The following is a 23,836-nucleotide window of genomic DNA, read 5'->3' on the forward strand; positions in this document are numbered from 1 at the left end:
AATGACCTGAAGGTGAAGAGGATGTCAGATACGATCAGGGGCGGAGATACGGCTCCTTTACAAAGCTATGATGAGGCAGTGGAATGGATTAACGGCTTGATTCCGTTTGGTATCAGACCTGGACTGGAACGAATTGAACAACTAATGAGTAAATTGGGTGATCCGCAACGACATCTGAAATTTGTGCATATTGCGGGAACCAACGGTAAAGGCTCGACTTGTGCCTTTCTGACCTCTGTGCTACTTAAATGTGGGTACAATGTCGGGACTTTTACGTCTCCGTACATCACCCGATTTACGAACCGCTTTCAATTCAATGGGACCGATATTCCCGATGAAACGCTGGTTTTGCTTGCCAATCGCTTGTATCCGTTGGTGAAAGAAATCGCAGATAGTGAATTGGGATCACCTACAATGTTTGAGGTATCGACAGCGTTGGCTATTTTATACTATGCTACGGTATCTTTCCCAGATGTTGTGGTATGGGAGACAGGTCTTGGGGGAAGGATGGATGTAACTAATATCGTGAATCCAATCCTCTCGGTTATTACAAATGTCGGCTATGACCATACGGATATTTTGGGAGATACGCTCGAACAGATTGCAAGGGAAAAAGCCGGTATCATCAAACCGGGTGTACCTGTCGTCAGTTGTGTTTCCCAACCCGAGGCTATTCAGGTCATACGTGAAACGGCGACAAAGCAAGGAGCTACCTTGTACCTGGCAGGAGAACAATTTACGTATGAACGGCTAAACGGAGATGAAACAGCTCAAACCTTTTCATTCGCGGGGCCCTTCCGACATATGGAAATTGACATCACGTTGTTAGGCGAGCACCAATGTTCTAATGCGGCAGGAGCTATGATGGCACTTGAGGTCCTACGTCAGTATATGGCTTTTGTGTTGGATGATGCAGAACTGCTGGAGGGCTTTAGGCAAACTGCCTGGGCAGGGCGTCTCGAACAAGTCAGTACATCACCGAGAATTGTTCTTGACGGGGCTCATAATCCAGAAGGAGCACAGACGCTGGCCAAGAGTCTTCCTCAAGTGTATTCGTACAAAAAATTGGTTTTAATGATGGGGATGCTGTCAAACAAGCATCATGAAGCATACTTGCAGCATATACTGCCACTAGTGGATACGCTTATCCTGACCGAGCCCGATTTTCGGCGCAAAATGAATGCCGCTGAATTGGCTCATCTCGTGGAGAAGCTGCGGCCGTCTTATGCCAAAACGGATTTAAAAATAATTGTAGAAGGTGACTGGAAAAAGGCTCTTGGCCTGTTTCAATCACATACGGAAGCGGAAGATCTGGGGGTGGTGTCCGGCACGCTGTACCTTATTGCGGATGTACGGGCTACCCTTATGTATCAAACCGATTCGGAAAAAGGTTGGTGAAATTTGTTGATTACTTCGGAACATGTTCATTTTATCGGTATCGGCGGCTACGGGATGAGCGCGATTGCTCGAGTCATGCTGGAGATGGGTTATACCGTGACTGGCTCAGATGTGGCATCACAGGAGCTGACAGAAAAACTGGCGGCAAAAGGCGCAAAAATATATATTGGACACACGCCTGAGCATATTGCAGGCGCGGATATCGTCGTCTATTCAACAGCATTGTCACGTGACAATGTGGAGCGGGTGGCAGCGGAGGAATTGAATATTCCAACTCTGCACCGTTCGCAGATGCTGGCTCGCTTGCTTAACGAACGTAAGGGAATAGCTGTTGCGGGTGCGCACGGTAAAACGACAACCTCTTCCATGATCGCTCTGGTTATGGAGAGATGTAACGTTGATCCAACGTATATTATTGGCGGCGAAATCACGAATTTGGGGACGAATGCCAAAGCAGGTAAAAGCGAGTTTGTCGTTGCTGAGGCGGATGAGAGTGATGGTTCTTTCCTGCAATATCATCCTTGGCAAGGCATCGTAACCAATATTGAAGCAGATCATTTGGAAAATTACGATGGCGACTTTAATCGTCTGAAAAGTGCTTATGTACAGTTTTTGAGTCAAATTCGACCGGATGGAGCGGCTATTGTATGCGCAGATGATCAGAACATCCGGGAAATGCTGCCTCAACTCCAGACTCGGGTCATTACTTATGGAGTGGAGCATGAAGCGGATTATATGGCGACAGATATCCAATTAGGTGACCGTCGATTAAGCTTCACTATGAGCCGTAAGGGAACAGCACTCGGAACAATCGAACTATCAGTGCCGGGTAAACATAACATGTATAATGCGATGGCGACTGTAATTTCATGTTTGGAAGCAGGGATTCCATTCGATCAAATCGCTGCTACAATTGTGGAATTTCACGGAGCGAAGCGTCGGTTTCAAGTACTAGGTGAAAGCAATGACATACTGATTATTGATGACTATGCGCATCACCCAACAGAGATTGAGGCTACGATTAGCGCAGCGAGAGCGACTGGCAAGCGTATTATTGCTGTATTCCAGCCGCAACGCTATAGCCGCACCTTTTTCCTGCTCGATGCGTTCAGCCGCGCGTTTAGCGAGGCTAGTGAAGTCATCATTACCGATATTTATTCACCAGCGGGAGAAAAACAGATTGAAGGCGTGCATTCTTCCAAGCTCGTGGATTTAATCGTCCAAAACAGCAATGCTAATGCAATCTATTTGCCGACCAAAGAAGCTGTGATCGAGGAGTTGAAAGATCGATTACAGCCGGGTGATCTTGTGCTGACGATGGGAGCAGGAGATATCTGGAAAGCAGGTGACGCGTTAGCGCGCCATCTTCGCGGACAGCAAGTGTAAACCGTATAAAAATGAGCTGTTGCGCCAATGAATTACAATTATTCAAGGGTATTCCGAACACGACTGTGTTTCGGGATACCCTTTTTTGTAATGCTGGGGCATATATTCTTAGCTTGACTCATACAACAGACTATGAGGAAGTATGGGACAAGGAGGGAGTGCATCCATGAACAAGACCAAGATGACATTCCGGTTCGACCAACAGTTGCCGGAGACAAGCCGGGAGGATAAGCTACAGGTGCTTCCGTACAAAAACGAGTCGATTACGAACGAACAGCGTGAAACTGATAACCCGCATAAAGGAACGGAACGGAACAGAGGAATGGAGAAAAATACTGCAACTACACAAGAATCAAAGATCAATGAGCCTGAGGATCGGAATAAACGCATTTCAAGTCGGCGTTTTGCTCCGACATTAAGAGTACAAGAGGGATGGGATGACCCCTTTGGTCGTTCGGCGGCTTCCTGGTCAGATGCGGAAGTTCTACCGGATAGCCTGGAAGAGGATGAGGAAGCTTATCATTCTGGCCAAGAGTACAGAAGACGTCCGCCCAACCCTTCTAGATGGAAACTGGTTGGCTCTGTAGCCAGCGCACTGGTGACCGGAGGCATGTTTGGATATATTATGTTGTTACTGTTTAACGGAGGAGGCATGGTTCCGGGATCAGATCCTTCAGTAGAGGAGGCTGTACCGGTCTTTAAAGAATCTGTTGGTGTGGATGCAATATCTGCAAAAGAGAATTCTGTCCCTGTCACTGTCATAGAGGCTCAGGTACCACCTCAAACCTACTATTTGTTGCAATATGGGGTTTTCAGCACCCCAGAACGGGCCTTACAAGCAAAAGAAGAACTATTAAAGGCAGGTATTGCAGCAGGAGGGGATACCGAGGACCAAAACCGGGTATATGCAGGAATATCACCGGATAGGGAGCAAGCCAAGTTGCTCAGCAATCAGTTGAAAACACAAGGAGTCGAATTGTATGTTCGTGAGCTTGAATTGCCTGGATTTGAAAAAGCGGCTTACGGAGGCGAAGGTGATAAACTCACTAGCTTTTTTCAGTTAAGTAGCTCATTGGTGGGTAAGTTGAGCGGACTTTCCTCAAACTTGCTCGGAGAAGGAGGTCCGAATACGGTGCCAGCCTCCGACATGAAGGAGCTGAACGACCTGCATCAGCAGTGGACACAAAATATCACTGTACTTCCCAGTGGTCTTCCAAAGGAAGCGGTTGCCTCCGCAACCTCACTTGAAAAGGCGATGAACAGCGCGATCTCTGCACTTGGGGAATATAATAAGAATACAGCCAAGGAACACATTTGGGAGATTCAGTCCTCCATGATGGAATATGTTTTGCGTGAGAGGGAATTTATCCAATTCATAAAACAATAGGCTAACCATATTTTCCGGCAAGGAACTGGAAATAGTTCCCCATGCCGGATTTCTGTTTGTATTGCAGTACAAATCACCGTATAATAATGAAGGTGTCAAAAAATGGCGAGGGAAGATCAGGATGAAAAAAAATGTAGGAATGCTTATACTGTTTTTGTTGCTCGGTTGGCTCTTGGGTGCATGGATTGCCAAAGCCCTTCAATCGATCAAATTCCTTTCTTTTCTGACCCACCCCACTAGGATATCTTGGTCGCCGAGAGCGGACCTGGATATTATCAGCTACAACATAACAATAAATTTTGAATTGAGCCTGCTTAGTCTGATCGGCATCATTGCCGCGTTCTGGCTGTACCGCAGGCTCTAACTGATGAAAAGGAGCTTCCCTTATGGACGGGAAAATTACGCCCCGCATTATTTTGGCATCGACTTCACCAAGAAGGAAGGAATTGCTCGCATTTTTGAGACTCCCCTTTGAGGTGGTGCCAAGTCATGCGGATGAGAGCACGCCTGAGAGCTGGACGCCTCAGCAAATCGTGGAGACCCTTGCGGCACGCAAAGCCCAAGCGGTCGTGAACACCGTCACTCAGTCGAAGGAAGCCGGACTGGTGATTGGCAGTGATACCATTGTCGTGCTGGATGGTTCGGTATTGGGCAAGCCAGCCGACCATGCGGACGCAGTTCGCATGCTGACTGCATTGCAGGGAAGGACACACCGCGTGTACACCGGGGTAGCCTGCATACATACCGGAACCGGCGAAGTGCTTGTCAGACATCGCCAAACGGAGGTTACAATGAAGCCTCTGAGTCAAGAGCAAATTGTGGCATACGTGAATACTGGTGAACCGTCTGACAAGGCAGGAGCGTATGGCATTCAAGGCATGGGTGCTACGCTGGTGGAATCTATTCAGGGTTGTTATTTTAACGTCGTAGGATTGCCGCTTTCCTTGCTGTCGGACATGCTGTCCGATTTTGGAGTGAATGTGTTGCGTCCATAAAGGGGATAAACATATGCTGGAGTCGCCAATACTGATGCTTCGCGACCTCCCCCATGAAGAACGACCAAGAGAGCGCATGATGACATATGGGGCGGATGCCTTAAGCAACGCGGAGTTGCTGGCAATATTGCTGCGTACAGGAACGCAAAATGAGTCTTCGGTGCATTTAGCGCAGCGTATTTTGCAGCAGGCAGGAAATTTGCGTCAACTGGTGGATATGAGCTTGAGCGAGTTGACCCAGATTAAGGGCATTGGGGATGCTAAAGCGATACAGCTAAAAGCGGGTATCGAACTGGGGCGTCGATTAGCTTTGTCTCGCCATTTGGAGACCCCGGTGATTAGTTGCCCGCGGGATGTGGCAGATCTGTTGTTTGAGCAGCTTCGTTATTTGCAGAAAGAGCATTTTGTATGCTTGTTCCTTAACACTAAAAATCATGTCATTGCTCAGGAAACACTATCTATGGGTAGCCTGAATTCTGCCATCGTGCATCCACGTGAAGTATTTCGGGCAGCAATCAAATGCAGCAGTGCTTCAATAATTTGCGCTCATAACCATCCGAGCGGTGATCCGAAGCCAAGCCCCGAAGATGTCCAGTTGACTCGCCGCCTGATGGAAGCGGGCAACATCGTGGGTATCGACGTGCTTGATCATATAGTGATCGGGGACGGGACCTTTGTAAGTTTGAAGGAACAAGGTCTGATATAATATAATATTTAAATCAAACATTTAAACACGACCGGATAATCCGGCCTGAATAAACCGCTTATACATTGGATAACAGATTTCAGGGAAGAGAAAAGGAGATTACATCATGCTGGGTGGCTTTACAAAAGATTTGGGAATAGATTTGGGGACGGCAAACACGCTTGTATACGTAAGAGGTAAAGGAATTGTGGTTCGTGAACCATCTGTAGTCGCTTTGCGTACAGATACAAAAACCATTGAGGCTGTTGGTGAATCTGCGAAAAAAATGATCGGTCGCACACCGGGAAATATCCGTGCGATTCGTCCGATGAAGGACGGTGTCATTGCTGATTTTGATACGACAGCAACGATGATCAAATATTTTATCCGTCAGGCGCAAGCCCAACGCTCTTTGTTTCCACGCCATCCGAACGTGATGGTTTGTGTGCCTTCGGGCATTACTGCGGTGGAGCAGCGTGCTGTTGAAGATGCGACGAAGCAAGCAGGCGCAAGAGAGGCATATACGATAGAGGAGCCGTTTGCAGCAGCAATTGGCGCTGATCTTCCTGTATGGGAGCCTACAGGCAGTATGGTTGTCGATATCGGTGGAGGTACAACCGAGGTGGCAGTCATTTCCCTGGGTGGGATTGTAACAAGCCGCTCCGTGCGTGTCGCTGGCGATGAAATGGACGAGTCCATCATCCAATACGTGAAGCGCCAATACAATCTGATGATTGGTGAACGGACTTCAGAGCAACTGAAAATGGAAGTGGGTTCAGCTATGCCATTAGAGCAAGTGGAAACCTCGGAAATCCGCGGACGTGATCTGGTAACAGGTTTGCCGAAGACGATCACGATTACTTCTGATGAAATTAGTGAAGCATTATCGGATACAGTCAATGCAATCGTGGATGCGGTTAAAGTAACACTGGAAAAATGCCCTCCCGAATTGGCAGCGGATATCATGGATAGAGGTATTGTACTTACTGGCGGTGGAGCACTTCTACGTAACCTGGACAAGCTGTTGGCAGGTGAAACCGGAATGCCGGTGATCGTAGCAGAAAATCCTCTAGATTGTGTGGCAATCGGTACAGGCAGAGCGTTGGAAAATATTCATTTGTTCAAATCGCGCAGCAGTTCTGCCGTCCGTTCCAAACGTTGAATCGGGGGTGTAGGAACTGTTTAAGCTGTTTGGCAATAAAAGACTATTTGTTCTATTGATAGGAATCGTTCTGTTTATTGCCCTTATGGGGATTACACTTGGACAGAGGAATTCCTTAACCTGGCCCGAGAAGTTCGCCAGAGATTCGATTGGCTTTGTGCAAGGTATCTTTTACAGGCCCGCTTCTGCAATAGCGGGCTTCTTTGAAGATATCGGGAATATGCGCAGTATCTACGAAGAAAATGAACGGTTAAAAATTGCTGTGGCAAAGCTGACTCGTGACCAAATTCAGACCCATAATTATGTTGAAACAAATGCCAGACTGCAGAATGAACTGAAGTTCACCCAAACGCAAAAGGCGAAAAATAATTATGATTATCGTGTTGCTCAAGTGAACAGCGTCAGCAATGATTCCAAAACGCTTGTGATCGATATTGGTGAGAAGGACGGAGCGAAGGTTGGTCAGGAAGTCAGTTCGCTTGAAGGATTTGTCGGAGTCATTAGTCAAACGGGGAATTTTACGTCCACCGTTACCCTATTGACTACATTGGATCCTAAAAATCCGAATTCTTATGCTATTGCAGCGACAGTCTTGGGCAAGGAAAATCAATCGTTTGGTATGATTGAAAGCTATGATCCGGGTACGAACAGATTTCAAATGACTCGCATTGAGGAAAAAGATCCAATCGCAAAGGGTGATCAGATTATTACATCTGGCGCAGGTGGTAAATTCCGCAAAAACCTAATGGTTGGAACGGTAGAGAAGATTCAGGTTGGGGAGTTTGGCAAAACACGGACAGCGATTATTAAACCGGCAGCTAGCTTTGTGGATTGGAAAGAACTGCTCATCCTCTACACTCCTGAGGTACCGGAATAATGAAGATGCGCGGTCAGGTTCTAATACTGCTGCTGTTTGTACTGTTTATAGCTGAAGGGACGATTCTTCCATGGCTTCTTCCGGATAGTTGGCATTCAAGAATGGTTCCGAATTTTGTGTATGTCGTGATCTTGTTTGTGTCTGTGTATTACAGCCGTCATACAGCATTGGTGCTAGGTATTGTTTTTGGACTTATTCATGATGTAGTGTTCTATGGGTTTATCATTGGGCCTTATTCTTTTGCAATGGGGTTGTCTGCATACTTATTGGGGCTTGTTTTTACAGCACGACGTGCGCCGATGCCCATTATGATGGCAGCCGTGTTGATTGGTAGTTTCCTGCTGGATTCTATGCTTTTTGCTATTGATCAGCTGTTCCAGCTGAATCATCAGACTTTCAATTGGGCACTTGCTCAGTATATGATTCCTGATTTATTTATCCATTTTCTGTTCGCCCTCATCATTTATGTCCCGGTTCGCAAGCAATTGCAGCGTTTGGGTACCCGTGTGAAAAAGGAAGAGGCCGTCTAGGTCTTTTTACACACATTTTGTCCGGGTTAGCAGGGATTTGACGTCCCGGGGACGAAATGATTGAGATAGGAGGGACAGGCTAATGGCGGTGAAATCGAATCATGTCACGATTAAAGGCATCAAAGATGGCCTGGTATTCCTGCTGGACGATCAATGCGAGTTTGAGGATTTGCTAGGTGAGCTGCGTTTTAAGCTGGAGCACAGTCATCAAAATATTTTAACAGGCCCGATCATTCATGTGGATATTAAGCTGGGAAGCCGAGAAGTGACAGAGGAACAGAAGGAAAGTATTCTGGAGATCTTGAAGCAAAAGGGGAATCTGCTCATCAGGTCTGTAGAATCACCTGGACTGCCTGTGGAAGTGCAGGGAAAGCCCCCTATTCACACGGTGACAGGGATTATCCGTTCTGGTCAAGTGCTTCATCACAATGGGAACCTACTCTTTTTGGGAGATGTAAACCCGGGTGGAATTATAACATGTACTGGTGATATTTATGTCCTCGGCGCTTTGCGAGGCATGGCGCATGCAGGGATGGAGGGAAATAGTGAAGCGATCATTGCGGCTTCCTATTTTGCACCGACACAGCTGCGAATTTCCGAAATGATCAGCCGTCCACCAGACGAATGGGAGACACGTGAATCCGGTATGGAATTTGCGTATCTCAAGGATGGCGCTATGCAAATAGATAAAATGAGCAATATTGTGCGTCTGGGCCGCGATTTTAACGTGTTCAAAGGGGTGTAGCACATGGGAGAGGCTATCGTCGTCACTTCAGGAAAAGGCGGCGTCGGCAAAACGACGACGTCAGCCAATATAGGAACAGCGCTTGCACTGCTCGGCAAAAAGGTATGTTTGGTGGATACGGATATCGGTTTGCGTAATCTAGACGTTGTGATGGGTCTGGAAAACCGGATTATTTATGACCTTGTTGATGTAGCGGAAGGTCGTTGCCGTTTAAATCAGGCACTGGTTAAGGACAAGCGTTTTGAGGAGCTGTATATGCTGCCAGCCGCTCAAACCAAGGACAAGAGTGCTGTTACGCCGGAGCAAGTTAAGGATATTATTTTGGAGCTTAAAAAGGATTTTGAATATATATTGATCGACTGCCCTGCGGGTATTGAACAGGGCTTTAAAAATGCCATTGCCGGGGCCGATCAGGCCATTGTTGTGACCACCCCGGAAAATGCAGCCGTACGCGATGCAGACCGGGTAATTGGTTTACTGGAAAGCTCACATGTGGTATCACCCAAGCTGGTGGTTAACCGCATTCGCAATAGCATGGTTAAATCCGGAGATATGTTGGATATTGATGGGATTTTACAAGTGCTTAGCATAGACCTTATTGGGATTGTGCCGGATGATGAAATGGTAATTAAAGCCGCTAATACAGGGGAGCCTACCGTTATGAATCCAGATTCACAGGCCGCGATTGCTTATCGTAACATTGCGAGACGAATCTTGGGCGATACAGTGCCCCTCATGCAGCTGGACCAAAAGAAAAGCGTGATGACACGCTTTAAGAAGTTTTTTGGTATGGGTGGATGAGGAAAACAGGAAGTTATGGCTGGTAAATTGCTTCCACACTTCCTACGTAACTTTCCATTGGTTCTAAGGTAGGAGCTGTAGTAGTATTCATTTGTAATACTAGACACTTAAATAAGTGATAATCTTATTTAAGTGTTTTTGGTTTATCTTTTTAAATTCCTATAATACGGTTTCTCAAAATTTAGAGTCACTACATAAATATCATAAATACAAAACATATCCGGTGCGCTAGCGCCGGTTTTTTTGATTTTTAGGTGCGTAATCCCGAACCGGACAACATAAGTTGAAGCCCGTCCTCATAAGATGTATCAAACATACCTCGCTGAGGGGGCTGAACAGGATGAATAAAAATTCCGGAATCAAGCAGCGCAGAGAAGAACGTATACAGCAGCTAATCGCGGGAAGCAAAGCGGAGATGTATCCCTCTGGCATATATCAGAACAGGCACGGGGATAAAGATATGAAGTCGATGCCTATAGTCAGTGCCAACTCGCCCAGAGACCCAGAAACTGAGTGGAAAAATGAACGGCAACGCTGGCAGCAATCTTTTGGGACGAATCGTGGTCCGTCTTTTTGGACTTCCTTTTGGCGAAGATCAGTCATAGCAACGGTGTTATTTGGAATGGTATGGGGAATGTTTCGTTGGGATATTCCCTATGCAGTGAATTTGAGAATGTTTATTGCGGATGCCTTGAATAAGGATATGGATTTTGCAGCCGTCGGACAATGGTATGAAACTTATTTTGACGGAGCACCTTCCTTTTTGCCGATTTTTGGCGAGGAGCATGAAACGCACAAGGTAGACGCAAGTCGAAAGGGCTCTCCACCGATTGAAGGCAATATAACACAGCCTTTTGTACTGAGCCTTAAAGGGGTAGAAATTACGCCGAATGTTACCGATAACGGGGCAATCGCTGTTAAAAGCATAGATGCAGGACGAGTATTAGACATATTAAATCATCCCAAAAGCGGGATTTCGGTTACAGTTCGACACACTGGCGGTATCACAGCAACTTACGGAAGGCTTTCCCGTTCTACCTTAAAAGTGAACGACTGGGTTCAGGAGGGGGATGAGATCGGTGTACTGCCAGCAAGTCACAGCGGCAGCGAGGCGGCAACTTTGTTTTTGGCAGTTCAGAGAGGGGATCAATACATTGACCCGTCGGAAGTGGTAGCTCTTGATTAATGTCCGAGGGGTGACCTTATCACTACATCCACTGTTTGTATTGGTTATGCTGACCTCTATATTAACGGGACATTTTATCGAGATCATAACTTTATTTACATTGGTATTTATTCATGAGCTAGGCCATGCGACAGCTGCTTCGTTGTTGGGTGCGCGGGTGCTTTCCATACAGATGTTACCCTTTGGAGGAGTGGCGGTCATTGAGGATCAGGGGAAGCTCAATGCGTGGAAGGAGATTGTCATTGCGCTAGCGGGGCCCCTGCAAAACGGAATCATGATCATCATCCTTTTGTGGTTCAGAAATGTGAGTGGACTGGAGTATGATTATGTAAATTATATCATTCAGGGGAATGCAGTTATTGCACTGTTTAATTTGCTGCCCATTCTACCACTTGACGGTGGGAAAATATTGCAGGCACTGATTAGCTTATCTTGTTCTTATCACCGCACATTAGTGTGGACTTTTAGAGCCAGTATCGTAACGAGTTTGCTATTTTGTATGTATGGTATTTCGCCGTTGTTAAGGCAAAATGGACCTATCCATTTAAATCTGCTGGCGGTAGGGATTTTTTTGCTTTATTCTAATATTGTGGATTATCGGAATATCCCTTACCGTTTTATACGGTTTTTGCTGGGGAGGGACGAGCTTTTTTACCACGAAGTAGCTAAGGGAAGTATTGCCTTACCTATTGTATCTCTGCCAGTGAAACATTTGGAGCCTATTTTGCGTCTTTTCAGAAGAGATCGGTATCATATGGTTTATGTTATGAATGAACAGGGACGGATTGTAGCCGTACTGCCGGAGCAACGTCTTATTCGCTCTTATTTTGCGACACGCCCGCCAGATGGTGGAGAACCCAAGCCCAAATAATGTTTTATGAGTTAAGGAAGAGGCTGTATCCAGAGAGGTTGAAAAACCATGAAGCAAATGATTGTACAATGCCAGCAGCAGATGACCCAAATGGCGCTGTTGGAAGAGGGACGATTGGTTGAATATGCGGCTGAGCTACCGCGAAAACGGGGAATTCTAGGTTCTTTTTTCAAAGCGAGGGTGGTCAATGTGCTACCAGGTATGCAAGCCGCCTTTGTTGACATTGGACAGCGAAAGAATGCCTTTTTGTATGTAGATGACGTACTTCATGCTCATTTGGACAAGCAGCCGGAGGTAAAGCCATCCATTTCTGAAGTGTTAAAGGTAGGGCAGGAAATTGTAGTGCAGGTATTAAAAGAGGCTGTTGGTAGTAAAGGAGCCAGGGTCACCACTCATTTTTCACTTCCGGGTCGCTGGATCGTATATATGCCCCGTGCTGATTATGTGGCCGTATCTAAGAAGATCGAACGTGAGGGCGAACGTACCCGTTTGAAAGCAATGGGAGAGCAGCTACGCACAAGTGAGGAAGGACTCATAATCCGTACCGTTTCGGAGGACATGAGTATAGAGGCGATTGAAAATGATTTAAATCAACTGCGTAAGCAGTGGGTGGCTATTCAGCGTAAAGCTGGTGAACACTCGGCTCCGTGCGAATTACACCGGGATTTAAGTATTGTTCAGCGGTTGATTCGGGATGTGTTTACACCTGAACAGGATGAACTGGTCATTGACAGTGAAGAGCAAGCAAAGGATGCAGAAATAATGCTGCAACAGATTGGTCCTGCGAAAGCTCATGTAAGTATATTTCGTGGTCCAGAAGAAACAATTTTCAAAGCTTATGGCGTTCATGAGCAGCTGGAACGCGATTTTGCGCGAAAGGTATGGCTGCAGGGCGGCGGATACATTGTCATTGATCATACGGAGGCATTAACCGTCATTGATGTGAATACCGGGAAGTTTACGGGAGGCAGTAATCTGGAAGAAACGGTGACCCGGACTAACATTGAAGCAGCTGAAGAGATTGCCCGCCTGGTACGTGTGCGTGATATTGGTGGTATCATCATCATTGATTTTATTGACATGGAACAAGAGGAGAACCGTCGGGAAGTATCCTCTGTGCTGGAAGCAAGATTGAAGAAGGATCGGACCAAATCTTATGTTGTCGGTTGGACGCGGTTAGGTTTGCTGGAAATGACCCGCAAAAAAGTGCGTGAGGAAAAGACGCTCGTGTAGAGCGATGCGTAACCCAAAATCATTTTAAAACTAAAGGTTGAATGTGTACAAAGCTTGTGCTACAATCATTTAGTATGTGTGATGCGTAAGATTGGCTGCACATGCTGTAACCGCTCCAATCAGGTACTGAAGTGCAGCATCCTAAGGGAATCTGCCACCTGCTATTAGGCGAGTCTGAGACATAAGGAGGTGCAAGCAAATGTACGCAATTATCGAAACAGGTGGTAAGCAATACAAAGTTCAAGAGGGCGACGTATTGTTCATCGAGAAGTTGGAAGCTAATGATGGTGAAACTGTAACGTTCGATCGTGTTCTGGCAGTGTCCGGCGACAATGGCTTGACAGCAGGTACACCGCTTCTTTCTGGAGCTTCTGTAACAGCTAAAGTTGAGAAACATGGTCAAGGTCAAAAGGTCATCGTATACAAATACAAACCTAAAAAGAACTACCATGTGAAGCAAGGTCATCGTCAACCGTACACGAAAGTGACGATTGAAAAAATCCAAGCGTAAGAGGGTGCGATAAGTGATTATCGTGCGTATTACACGACTGGAGGATGGCAGCATACAGGGGTTTTCCGTTAAAGGACATGCAAATTTCGCTAAATCTGGCGAGGATATCGTATGTGCTGGCGTTTCGGCGGTAACAGTAGGAACTGTCAATTCGATTGGAGCTCTTACGGACGTTGAGATGGAAACGGAAATGGAAAACGGCTTTTTAAGCGCGTATCTTTCTCCTGAAAGTTATCATGATGCGAACGCACAGGTTCAACTGTTGCTGGAGTCCATGGTGATTATGCTGACAAGTATTGCTGAATCATACGGTAAGTATATTCAAATAGAAAATAATCAAAGAAGGAGGTAGACATCATGTTGAAATTGACATTGGATCTTCAATTATTCGCATCGAAAAAAGGTGTAGGTTCCACAAAAAACGGACGTGACAGTAAATCGAAACGTCTTGGAGTGAAACGTGCTGACGGTCAAGCAGTTACCGGCGGTAGCATCCTGGTTCGTCAACGCGGAACGAAAATTCACCCGGGCACGAACGTGGGCATCGGTAAGGACGACACTCTGTTCGCGAAAGTGGACGGCGTTGTGAAGTTCGAACGTTGGGGCCGTGATCGCAAAAAGGTGAGCATCTACCCGATCGACGTTGCTCCAGTAGCAGCTACTGTAGAAGCTTAATAGCGGCTTAGACACGCTGAAAAGCCTCCGGCACTTTTGTCGGAGGCTTTTTTGCATGATGGTAATGAACTGGAAAGTTAGTCTGTGCTATACTGGATTAAGGTTCTTTAATAATCCATTTAATTTCGCAGAACGGAGAGAAGCCATGTTCCAGCGGATAAGAGCGCCTTATCTGGCGTTGGGTTCCATTCTGATTCCTTTGGTTTTTTCACTGCTCTATCCTAAAGTATTAACGATTATCTTATTAGCAGTATGGTCTGTAGTTGCTGCATGCTTTGGTATGTGGTATACGCAAAGAAAGGTTGAGTATGAACGGAAAGCTGCCTTGCGTTCTTTTGAACGTATAGCGATTTCAATGCTTAACCATCATCGGCATGACTGGATGAATGACTTGCAGGTGCTTTATGGATATATTCGTATGAATAAGCATGATAAATCTGTTGCTTATGTGGAAACAATAAAAGGGCGCGTGGCGGAAGACAGTAAAATATCTAAGTTGGGTATTCCCTCACTGGTGTTTTATTTGCAGTCTTTTCGCGTGAACGCCGGTAATTTACAGTTGTCGGTACAGGTTGAGGAGCAGTTAAAGTTAGACGCTGTCATGTCTCCCGAAGACGGCGAGTCGCTTGCCTCGGCCGTCATAGAAACGGTGCGTGCGTATCAATATGGCGGGGGCCGGTCGTCCTGGGGAGAAGTGCGCAGATTGACACTTTTTTTCGGTATGGATCAGAATGATGTTATCGTCCGTTTTGAAGGAAGTGACATACCTGCGGATTTGAATATCCTAAAGCAGGTCAGATCCGTACCCGGAAGTAAACGCATTCGAACAGAGAAGCTTCCTACGGGCGAAATGCTTCAAATTCGGATGCAGTGCCAGACATAAGGAAGGTGTAACCATGTTTGTAGATAAAGCGAAGATTTTTGTTAAAGGCGGTGACGGTGGAGACGGATTAATTGCGTTTCGCCGTGAGAAATACGTTCCTGAAGGTGGCCCAGGTGGTGGTGACGGAGGGAACGGTGGTGACGTAATTTTCCGTGTAGATGAGGGTTTGCGTACCTTGATGGATTTTCGGTACCAACGTCATTTTAAAGCCCAGCGTGGAGTAAAAGGTCGCAACAAAAGCCAACACGGAGCCAATGCGGAGCACATGATCGTACGTATACCACCGGGAACGGTCATCATAGATGATGATACTGGTGAAGTAGTAGCAGATATGACACGTCATGGTCAACAAGTCGTCGTAGCTAAAGGAGGACGTGGAGGACGCGGAAACATCCGTTTTGCTACGCCGAGTAATCCAGCGCCTGAGTTGGCTGAGAACGGCGCAGAGGGACAAGAACGTTATATCACGCTTGAGTTAAAAGTAATGGCTGACGTAGGCTTGGTCGGGTTCCCTAGTGTTGGGAAGTCTACCTTGTTGTCGGTTGTATCTTCTGCAAAACCGAAAATTGGGGCCTACCACTTTACAACGATTACTCCGAATTTGGGCGTTGTGGATGTGGGTGATCATCGTAATTTTGTGATGGCGGATTTGCCTGGTTTGATTGAAGGAGCTCATGAAGGTATTGGGCTAGGACATGAATTTCTGCGGCACATTGAGCGGACGCGTATTATTATCCATGTCGTGGATATGGCTGGCTCTGAAGGACGTGACCCGTTTGAAGATTGGACTAAGATTAACGACGAATTGAAGCAATATAATGCAGCATTGGCTGAGCGTCCGCAAATTGTGGCGGCCAATAAAATGGATATGCCAGAAGCTGAAGAAAACTTGGCTCACTTCAAAGAGCAGATTGCTTCTATACGTCCTGATCTTGAAATCATGCCTATTTCCTCACTGACACGTCAAGGTGTGAAGGAACTACTCTACCGGGCTGCTGATTTGCTGGATCAAATACCGGACGAGCCAGTTGTTGAGGAAGTAGCAGAAGTCAATGAACGTAAGGTATTTAAGTTGGATACAGCAGAAGATGATGGCTTTACAATTGTACGTGAAAACGACACATTCGTGGTGCAGAGCCCTAAAATTGAGCGCATGATGAAGCGCATGCAGTTGAACTCGCATGATGCCATTTTGAAATTAGCAAGAACGTTACGCCACATGGGTGTGGATGCTGAGTTACGCAAGCGTGGCGCCAAAGATGGTACATCTGTACGCATTGCTGATTTCGAGTTCGAATTTGTTGAAGGCAGCAGCTATTACTAAAAATCAAATAAAGGTCTAAAACCTGAACGGTTACTGTACTATGGGAAACTCTATAGAAGGCAGTAGCCGTTTTTTGCATTGTTAGCTTGCCGATTTTCATGAGTTTCGATATAATGTCCTCTATACAAAAACATAAGTCTTTGAGGAGAGGACGTTCTTGAAAGAGCGCTATTACTTGGTACGGGAAGATATTTTGCCTGAAGCTATTGTTAAGACCATACAGGTGAAACTGCTGCTGGCTTCAGGAGATGTTAAAACCGTGCATGATGCCGTGGAGCAAGTTGGGCTAAGCCGAAGCGCCTTTTATAAATATAAGGATGGCATACATTTGGTTAACCAGCTGGAGCGTGAGCGAATTGTCAATATCTCTATTGATTTAGAACATCAATCCGGAATGTTGTCCAGGGTGCTTGGCAGAGTGGCTGATTTCGGAGGCAATGTGCTGACGATCCAGCAAAGTATTCCACTGCAAGGCAGAGCCAACGTAGTTATCTCGGTAGAAATGTCCAGACTCAGTGAAGAGTTGGGTGTTCTACTAGAGGGCTTGGAGGACATCTCTGGAGTCAAACGTGTTCGCCTGATTGGGCAAGGTTAAGGCAATACAGTTCATTAGATATAAGTTTGCGGGAGGGGAATGGATGAAACCGGTCAAAGTAGGATTGTTAGGTTTGGGGACGGTAGGAACGGGAGTCGTTCGAATCGTAGAAGGCAATCAGGAAGATTTGAGCAGACAAGTCGGTTCACCGATCATCATTGAAAAAATAGCTGTAAAAAACATAGAAAAATATCGTTCCATTGAAGTGGACACGGCCAAGCTTACTGAGGACCCATGGGAAGTTATTCGAGACCCTGAAATTGATGTAATTATCGAAGTCATGGGCGGGGTTGATCAGACGAAGGAGTACATTCTTGAAGCGTTGGAGCGGGGTAAACACATCGTAACAGCTAACAAGGACTTAATGGCTTTGCACGGTTCTGAAGTATTAGCAAAGGCGCAGGAAAAGCAATGTGATATTTTTTATGAAGCTAGTGTAGCAGGCGGTATCCCGATTATTCGTACACTCATTGAAGGTTTCTCCTCCGACCGTATTACCCGCATTATGGGGATTGTGAACGGTACGACCAACTTTATTTTAACAAAAATGAGTCAGGAAGGAGCCTCGTACGAGGAAGTTCTCAAGGAAGCGCAGGAGCTTGGGTATGCTGAATCCGATCCGACCTCGGACGTGGAAGGACTGGATGCAGCTCGTAAAATGGCAATTCTCGGCACGCTTGGTTTCCGCTCTAATGTAGAGCTCAAGGATGTAAGTGTCAGCGGCATTTCAAAGGTAACCAGTGAAGATATTGCTTTTGCTAAAAAACTAGGATATGAAATGAAATTGCTAGGCATTGCAGAGCGCCAGGGTGATGAATTTACGATTAACGTTCAGCCGACCATGGTACGCAAGCAACATCCATTGGCTTCGGTGAACGGGGTATTCAACGCGGTGTATGTGCATGGTGAAGCAGTGGGTGAAACCATGTTTTATGGTGCGGGTGCAGGTGAAATGCCGACGGCAACATCAGTTGTAGCCGATTTAGTTGCTGTAGTGAAAAATCTCAAACTTGGTGTCAATGGGCTTAAAGCCATCGTTCCTTACAACCCTAAAAAAATTAGTAACGACGAAGATGTGTATTTCAAAAACTTCGTGCTTCTGCATGTGGATGATAAAGCAGGGGTGTTGGCACGGATTACGCAAGTATTTGCTGAATTTGATGTCAGTCTGGCATCTGTTGTGCAGCAACCGAATGAGGTTAACCCCGATGCTGAAATTATTATCGTGACTCATTTAGCCAGTAAAGCAAGTATGAAAAAGGTTTTGGAGCATTTTGAAACTTTGGACGTCATCCGTCGCATCAAGAGCGTATATCGAGTAGAGGGATAGTCAATAAAAGCAGGAGGAATTGTCTGTATGACCGTTTTAAAAACAGCAAGAGTGCGTGTGCCCGCGAGTACGGCCAACTTGGGTCCGGGCTTTGATACATTGGGCATGGCGTTGTCCTTATATGCATGGATTGAAATGAAGGAGGCCGAACAGACGGCTTTTCATTTATACGGAGATGAAATGAATGGTGTTCCCCAAGATAAAACTAATCTGATTTTCAAGGTAGCACAAATGGTTTTTCGGGAAGCGGGTGTATCAGTTCCTGAGCTCGATATTTCGATGTACTCAGATATTCCACTCACTCGTGGTTTGGGCAGCAGTGCTTCCGCCATTGTGGGCGCCTTGGTCGCTGCAAATACGTTGATTGGCTCGCCTCTGCCGGATTCCAAGTTGTTCGATATGGCAAGCGCCATTGAAAAACATCCGGATAATGTTGGAGCTTCTCTGTTTGGCGGTATTATTACAGCGATGTGGGACGGTGAGCGTGCTAGGCATTTACGACTTGAACCGGATACCAATCTGGAGGTTATGGTAGTTATTCCAGATTTTCAGCTGTCCACGTCGAAAGCCAGAGAGGTTCTACCCGCACAAGTATCATTGAAGGATGCTGTATATAATATAAGTCATGCTTCCATGTTGGTAGCAGCATTGGCATCAGGGCGAACCGACTTAATCGCTGAAGCGATGCGTGATCAGCTTCATCAGCCTTACCGCGCGGCACTTGTGCCAGGTATGACAGAGATCTTGCAGGATGCGCACCATTATGGTGCCTTGGGTGTGGCTCTAAGTGGGGCTGGACCAACGTTGCTGGCATTGACAGATCGGCGGGAAAATCGGAAAGCAGAGCTGGAGCAGTATTTAACGGATACCATGAACAAAGAGGGGATCACTGCTTCTGTTTTAAAATTGCGCCCTGAGAATGAAGGAGTTAAAGTATATACAGAAGGGAATACTCTCCCTTTTATGGATATGATTAAAGGGGAACTTACGATATGAAACGAATTGCACTTCTTCCTGAGGGGACTGTTTCTCATGAAGCGATTAAGTATTTGTTAGGAGATACGTCCCATGAATTACTTTTTTACAAACATATCGCGGACGTATTTCAGGCAGTAGACAAGGGTCAGGCAGACTATAGTGTAATTCCCATTGAAAATACGATTGATGGCTCTGTAAGTTTGCATATGGATTGGCTTGTACATGAAGTAGACATTCAAATGCAGGCGGAATGGGTATATCCTTCAATTCAAAATCTTATTGGTCATCGCAGTGAATTTACGAAGGATTTGGACAAGCTAGATTTGAGCAAAGTGGTCAAAATTATGTCTCATCCTGTGGCGCTTCCCCAGTGTAAAGAATTCATACAGGCTTCCGCTCCTCAGGCCGAGTTGGAGAGTGCAGGAAGTACGGCGGAAGCCGTCGAAATTGTTAAACATAACCCCGGTAAAGGCTGGACCGCTCTCGGAACCAAGCTTGCGGCTGCCAAACACGGATTGGATATTTTGGCCAGCAAAGTGACGGATCACGATAACAACTTTACCCGCTTTGTCTTGATCGGTCATCAACCTATAAGTCTCCCGGGTACGCCTGAAGGTCAGCGAACCAGTATTTTGGTCACGCCGCCGCAGGATTTCCCGGGAGCGCTGCATCAGGTTTTATCCGCATTTGCATGGCGCAGGTTAAATCTGTCCCGTATTGAATCGCGTCCGACCAAAAAGCAATTGGGGAATTACTATTTTTACATTGAAGTTTTGGAATCTCTGCATTCCGTGCTACTTCCGGCAGCCTTTGCAGAGATCGAGGCTTTGGGGTGCCATGTACGTGTTCTTGGCTCTTATCCAAGCTACAAGTATGTTGAAGCAGCGATCGAACCTATTTTAAAGGAACATTAATCGGAGGTGTGGTTTTAATGGCAGAACAATGGATCTATCTGGATGGGCAGCATGTGACTAAGGAAAACGCAAAGGTTTCCGTATATGATCATGGATTCTTGTACGGAGACGGTATATTTGAGGGCATTCGTATCTATAACGGGAATATTTTTAAATGTAAGGAGCACTTGGAGCGTCTGTATGATTCTGCGAAATCCATTCAGTTAAACATTCCGTTGTCTCCTGATGAAATGTTGGAAGCAATGGCTGAAACGATTCGTCTTAACGAAATGCGTAACGGATATATCCGTCTGATTGTATCCCGAGGTGCAGGAAATCTAGGTTTAGACCCTCTTCGTTGTGCGAAGGCGAGTGTCATCATTATCGTGGAGCAGCTCGCCATTTACCCAGAAGAAGCTTACTTGACTGGCCTGAAGACAATTTCTGTCTCTCAGCGTCGCAACATCCCGGATGCTTTGAATCCGAAGATTAAATCATTGAACTATCTCAACAATATCCTCGTGAAGATCCAGTCTAACTATGCTGGTGTAGGTGAGGCTATTATGCTCAATTCCCAAGGGTATGTGACGGAGGGCTCTGCAGACAACATTTTCATTGTCAAAAACGGAGTGTTGTATACACCTCCTTGCTATTTGGGGGCGCTTGAAGGGATCACTCGTAATGCTATTATCGATTTGTGTGCTAAGCTTGGGTACTCCCTTAAGGAACAACCTTTTACACTGCATGATGTATATGTTGCGGACGAGGTGTTTTTTACAGGAACTGCGGCAGAAGTTATTGCAGCTTATGAAGTGGATGGTCGTACGATCGGCTCTGGCGTTGCTGGCCCAGTAACTTTGGAGCTCCTGGCTGAGTTCCGGAAGATCGTGGATCAGGATGGCTACAAAGTGTGGCAGGACTAAAATAAAACCGAATCCTTTTAATTGAATGCTCGCGAGAGTATTCAGTTATAAGGATTTTTTTGTTTGTATGGGGTCATTCGCCCGGGAGGTGCATAGGATGTAATAACAGAAGCCGGGCGTTTATCCCGCCCGAACGAAAGTCTAGGAGGTTTGTGACCTGTGAAAATACACATCGTCAAAAAAGGTGACACTCTGTACTTGCTGGCACAGAAGTATAATGTGACGCTGGAGAAAGTTATTGCCGCCAATCCCCAGTTGGCAGACCCTAATCAGTTGAGTATCGGTGAGAAAATTAAAATTCCAACAGAGCCTGTCACGATGGAAACACAGCCGTCAACGGTATATCAACACAAGGTTAAGCAAGGAGATTCATTGTGGAAGTTGTCTAAGGCGTGGAATGTACCGCTCAAGCTAATTATTGATGCCAATTCCCAGCTTAAAAACCCGAACGCACTACTGGTTGGAGAAACAGTTAATATTCCACACTACAAAGAAGAGAATTCTGATTTTACTGAGAATAAAAAAAATACCGCAGTCAAAGAAGAGATGACACAGCCTAAACCTGAATCCCCCACTAAGCAAGAACTTACCCAGCCCAAGGCAGAGATGACACAGCCTGAGCCGGAGAATATGCCTAGCCCTAAAGAGGAGATGACACAGCCGAAAGAAACAGTGAATCCTCCTAAGCTTCCTGAATTAAAACTGCCTGAAGTTCCTATGGCACCCGTAAATCCCGCTCCACCTCAAATGCAGCCCATAGTTACACCACCTGCTCCACCTCAAATGCAACCTATAGTTACCCAACCGATTGCATCTAAGCCACAGCTTCCTACAACTGTTGTGAAGCAACCTGTAGCTGAAAAGTTTTGCGGCTGCACAAAATCGGAGCCGATGGTAAATTCCGAGTGGTCGATACAACAGCCGACATCTGATTATAGCCCACAAATAAATGCAATGCCGAACTCGTGGTATCCGGGGATTGGGTCTCCTCAAGCGCCTATAAATACCTCCTTAGCAGAATATGCCTCTCCTACTGTAGTTTCTGATCAGGGCTATCATCATGACTGTGAGCATCCATGGTGCTGGGGGCCTGTGCAGACACCAATTATAAATGCCTATCCAACACCTTATCCTGCCTATTCAGATTGCTGCGCCCCCGGATATTATCCGAGCCATGAAGCGTCTGAAAATGCATCCTATCCTGTCTATCCTCCATTTATCCATCAAGGGCATCCGCCGCAGTATTCAGAGAGTACAGTCCAGAGCAGTCAATGGAGCCAGGCATGGGGAGGACCTCCATATGGTTTGCCTGCGGCTGGACACGTATCCGACTATAGCCAACTACAAGGGCAACAATCTGCGAATTACCCTTATCATCCGTTTGCGCATGGGAATGCACCTATGTATCCATTAGAGGGATATACAACACCCTATATGTTTATGCCAGACTGTGGATGCCGGGAAGAGAACGTCCAGTCGGCACCAGCAATTCCAGGAACGCAGGAGGTAGGTAACAATCTGACTATAGCATCCCAAAATGAAATTGATTCTTCTTCTAAAACAAAGGATCGTAGCGTGAGTAAAGGTAAATCAAAAGACAGCTCTGGCAGCACATCCAAAGAAGAGACGTCCAAAGTCAAGGTTTCCAGTAAAAATGCTACTCATAAGAAGCAAAAATCCCGTAATTCAACTGGAGGAGAAACTCGTTCCTCATCCTATAGTGCTCGTTCGCGTAAAAATCCATGGATTAGGGACTGACGTGGCTAAAAGTAAAAAGTAAAAGAAGAGAGACTCCTAGTAGTGCCCCGGCTTTATTAGTCATTAAGAGAAAGAAATGAATGTTAAAGAGACTGTTATTCTGCTTGAGGGAATAATGGTCTCTTTATTTAAATGCAGTGATTTTAAAGATGAGAAAATAATTTTTTAAAAAAGGTGTTGCTACTAAGCTTATATATGTGGTATATTCTTATAGCTGTCTTTTACAAGATAGTTAGCAACACGAAAACAAAGCAGAGTTGATTATAAAATTCTCTTAAAAAAAGTGTTGCAAAGACGCGGAAAACATGATATATTATTTAAGTCGCCGCTGAGATGCGGTGGTGAAACAAAGTGAGATATGATGTAGGTTTGATCTTTGAAAACTGAACAACGAGTGAGTGCGGATTTTGCTTGCAAAATCCAACGCTGAGATTTTGGTACATGCCATCAGGCTGTATAAAATGGAAGCAAACAAGAGATATTTTTTATCTCGTCAGTTTCAAAATGAGCTTATCGCTCTTTCTATAAACCGACTTCGGTTGGTCTTTAATGGAGAGTTTGATCCTGGCTCAGGACGAACGCTGGCGGCGTGCCTAATACATGCAAGTCGAGCGAGGTTATTTAGAAGCTTGCTTCTAAATAACCTAGCGGCGGACGGGTGAGTAACACGTAGGCAACCTGCCCACAAGACAGGGATAACTACCGGAAAC

Annotated in this window: 25 protein-coding genes, 1 rRNA gene and 1 other annotated feature; all 26 genes read left to right on the forward strand. The window is 45.9% G+C overall.

The genetic code is table 11. The features are described 5' to 3' along the window. The first annotated feature begins 21 nt into the window (after positions 1-21). Entirely contained in the window at positions 22-1,398 is a 1,377-nt protein-coding gene (locus JOD82_RS27610; protein ID WP_069011266.1) for a bifunctional folylpolyglutamate synthase/dihydrofolate synthase, read from the forward strand. Positions 1,399-1,404: 6 nt separating this feature from the next. Then, complete coding sequence (gene murC / locus JOD82_RS27615; RefSeq protein ID WP_013311605.1) at positions 1,405-2,784, forward strand: UDP-N-acetylmuramate--L-alanine ligase; 1,380 nt, start codon at positions 1,405-1,407, stop codon at positions 2,782-2,784. Between the two features lie 166 nt (positions 2,785-2,950). Further along, positions 2,951-4,171 (forward strand): SPOR domain-containing protein, encoded by a 1,221-nt coding sequence (locus JOD82_RS27620; RefSeq protein ID WP_069011267.1) that lies wholly within the window; start codon positions 2,951-2,953, stop codon positions 4,169-4,171. A 121-nt stretch (positions 4,172-4,292) separates the two neighbouring features. After that, positions 4,293-4,535 carry a DUF4321 domain-containing protein gene (locus JOD82_RS27625; protein ID WP_023989955.1) on the forward strand — a complete coding sequence of 81 codons (243 nt, stop codon included), beginning with the start codon at positions 4,293-4,295 and terminating at the stop codon, positions 4,533-4,535. A 22-nt stretch (positions 4,536-4,557) separates the two neighbouring features. After that, complete coding sequence (locus JOD82_RS27630) at positions 4,558-5,166, forward strand: Maf family protein (RefSeq protein WP_039272577.1); 609 nt, start codon at positions 4,558-4,560, stop codon at positions 5,164-5,166. Positions 5,167-5,179: 13 nt separating this feature from the next. Continuing rightward, a complete protein-coding gene (gene radC, locus JOD82_RS27635) occupies positions 5,180-5,872 on the forward strand; it encodes a RadC family protein (protein ID WP_025722728.1) in 693 nt (230 codons plus the stop codon). Between the two features lie 106 nt (positions 5,873-5,978). Beyond that, positions 5,979-7,013 (forward strand): rod shape-determining protein, encoded by a 1,035-nt coding sequence (locus tag JOD82_RS27640; RefSeq protein WP_013311600.1) that lies wholly within the window; start codon positions 5,979-5,981, stop codon positions 7,011-7,013. Positions 7,014-7,068: 55 nt separating this feature from the next. Further along, a complete protein-coding gene (gene mreC / locus JOD82_RS27645) occupies positions 7,069-7,890 on the forward strand; it encodes a rod shape-determining protein MreC (protein WP_029518420.1) in 822 nt (273 codons plus the stop codon). Continuing rightward, on the forward strand, positions 7,890-8,420 hold the full coding sequence (mreD, locus tag JOD82_RS27650) for a rod shape-determining protein MreD (protein ID WP_069290212.1): 531 nt from the start codon (positions 7,890-7,892) through the stop codon (positions 8,418-8,420). Before mreC ends, mreD begins: the two co-directional genes overlap by 1 nt. A gap of 82 nt (positions 8,421-8,502) precedes the next feature. Further along, the gene (minC, locus tag JOD82_RS27655) at positions 8,503-9,165 is read left to right on the forward strand and encodes a septum site-determining protein MinC (protein WP_013311597.1); all 663 of its coding nucleotides are present in this window, start codon (positions 8,503-8,505) and stop codon (positions 9,163-9,165) included. Between the two features lie 3 nt (positions 9,166-9,168). Beyond that, entirely contained in the window at positions 9,169-9,966 is a 798-nt protein-coding gene (minD, locus tag JOD82_RS27660; protein WP_061828810.1) for a septum site-determining protein MinD, read from the forward strand. 340 nt (positions 9,967-10,306) lie between these two features. Next, complete coding sequence (locus JOD82_RS27665; protein WP_209950332.1) at positions 10,307-11,152, forward strand: peptidoglycan DD-metalloendopeptidase family protein; 846 nt, start codon at positions 10,307-10,309, stop codon at positions 11,150-11,152. Continuing rightward, positions 11,145-12,023 (forward strand): M50 family metallopeptidase, encoded by an 879-nt coding sequence (locus JOD82_RS27670; protein ID WP_209950333.1) that lies wholly within the window; start codon positions 11,145-11,147, stop codon positions 12,021-12,023. Before JOD82_RS27665 ends, JOD82_RS27670 begins: the two co-directional genes overlap by 8 nt. Positions 12,024-12,071: 48 nt before the next feature. Continuing rightward, positions 12,072-13,256, forward strand: coding sequence for an Rne/Rng family ribonuclease (locus JOD82_RS27675; RefSeq protein WP_061828807.1), 1,185 nt, complete (start codon positions 12,072-12,074; stop codon positions 13,254-13,256). A gap of 98 nt (positions 13,257-13,354) precedes the next feature. Beyond that, positions 13,355-13,442: a sequence feature (ribosomal protein L21 leader region), on the forward strand. A gap of 13 nt (positions 13,443-13,455) precedes the next feature. Beyond that, positions 13,456-13,767, forward strand: a complete 312-nt coding sequence (gene rplU / locus JOD82_RS27680) for a 50S ribosomal protein L21 (RefSeq protein WP_013311592.1) — start codon at positions 13,456-13,458, stop codon at positions 13,765-13,767. Between the two features lie 13 nt (positions 13,768-13,780). Then, positions 13,781-14,119 (forward strand): ribosomal-processing cysteine protease Prp, encoded by a 339-nt coding sequence (locus JOD82_RS27685; protein ID WP_013311591.1) that lies wholly within the window; start codon positions 13,781-13,783, stop codon positions 14,117-14,119. Positions 14,120-14,124: 5 nt separating this feature from the next. Then, positions 14,125-14,442: a 50S ribosomal protein L27 gene (gene rpmA / locus JOD82_RS27690; RefSeq protein ID WP_039272574.1), complete on the forward strand. Its 318-nt coding sequence runs from the start codon at positions 14,125-14,127 to the stop codon at positions 14,440-14,442. Between the two features lie 145 nt (positions 14,443-14,587). Then, positions 14,588-15,325, forward strand: coding sequence for a Spo0B domain-containing protein (locus JOD82_RS27695; protein WP_209950335.1), 738 nt, complete (start codon positions 14,588-14,590; stop codon positions 15,323-15,325). 13 nt (positions 15,326-15,338) lie between these two features. Then, positions 15,339-16,649: a GTPase ObgE gene (obgE, locus tag JOD82_RS27700; RefSeq protein ID WP_061828806.1), complete on the forward strand. Its 1,311-nt coding sequence runs from the start codon at positions 15,339-15,341 to the stop codon at positions 16,647-16,649. Positions 16,650-16,806: 157 nt separating this feature from the next. Continuing rightward, positions 16,807-17,244 (forward strand): ACT domain-containing protein, encoded by a 438-nt coding sequence (locus JOD82_RS27705; RefSeq protein ID WP_013311587.1) that lies wholly within the window; start codon positions 16,807-16,809, stop codon positions 17,242-17,244. A gap of 43 nt (positions 17,245-17,287) precedes the next feature. Next, the gene (locus JOD82_RS27710) at positions 17,288-18,574 is read left to right on the forward strand and encodes a homoserine dehydrogenase (protein ID WP_209950334.1); all 1,287 of its coding nucleotides are present in this window, start codon (positions 17,288-17,290) and stop codon (positions 18,572-18,574) included. Between the two features lie 27 nt (positions 18,575-18,601). Continuing rightward, positions 18,602-19,570 carry a homoserine kinase gene (gene thrB / locus JOD82_RS27715; protein ID WP_165148813.1) on the forward strand — a complete coding sequence of 323 codons (969 nt, stop codon included), beginning with the start codon at positions 18,602-18,604 and terminating at the stop codon, positions 19,568-19,570. Beyond that, a complete protein-coding gene (gene pheA / locus JOD82_RS27720; protein ID WP_029518431.1) occupies positions 19,567-20,466 on the forward strand; it encodes a prephenate dehydratase in 900 nt (299 codons plus the stop codon). The genes thrB and pheA overlap by 4 nt, the downstream gene beginning before the upstream one ends. A 17-nt stretch (positions 20,467-20,483) precedes the next feature. After that, positions 20,484-21,368 carry a branched-chain-amino-acid transaminase gene (gene ilvE / locus JOD82_RS27725; RefSeq protein ID WP_029518432.1) on the forward strand — a complete coding sequence of 295 codons (885 nt, stop codon included), beginning with the start codon at positions 20,484-20,486 and terminating at the stop codon, positions 21,366-21,368. Between the two features lie 159 nt (positions 21,369-21,527). Continuing rightward, the gene (locus JOD82_RS27730) at positions 21,528-23,126 is read left to right on the forward strand and encodes a LysM peptidoglycan-binding domain-containing protein (RefSeq protein WP_069011270.1); all 1,599 of its coding nucleotides are present in this window, start codon (positions 21,528-21,530) and stop codon (positions 23,124-23,126) included. A gap of 546 nt (positions 23,127-23,672) precedes the next feature. Then, a 16S ribosomal RNA gene (locus tag JOD82_RS27735) occupies positions 23,673-23,836 on the forward strand; the annotation flags it as partial.

This window comes from Paenibacillus sp. 1182, from assembly GCF_017833915.1.
GTDB classification, from domain to species: domain Bacteria; phylum Bacillota; class Bacilli; order Paenibacillales; family Paenibacillaceae; genus Paenibacillus; species Paenibacillus polymyxa_D.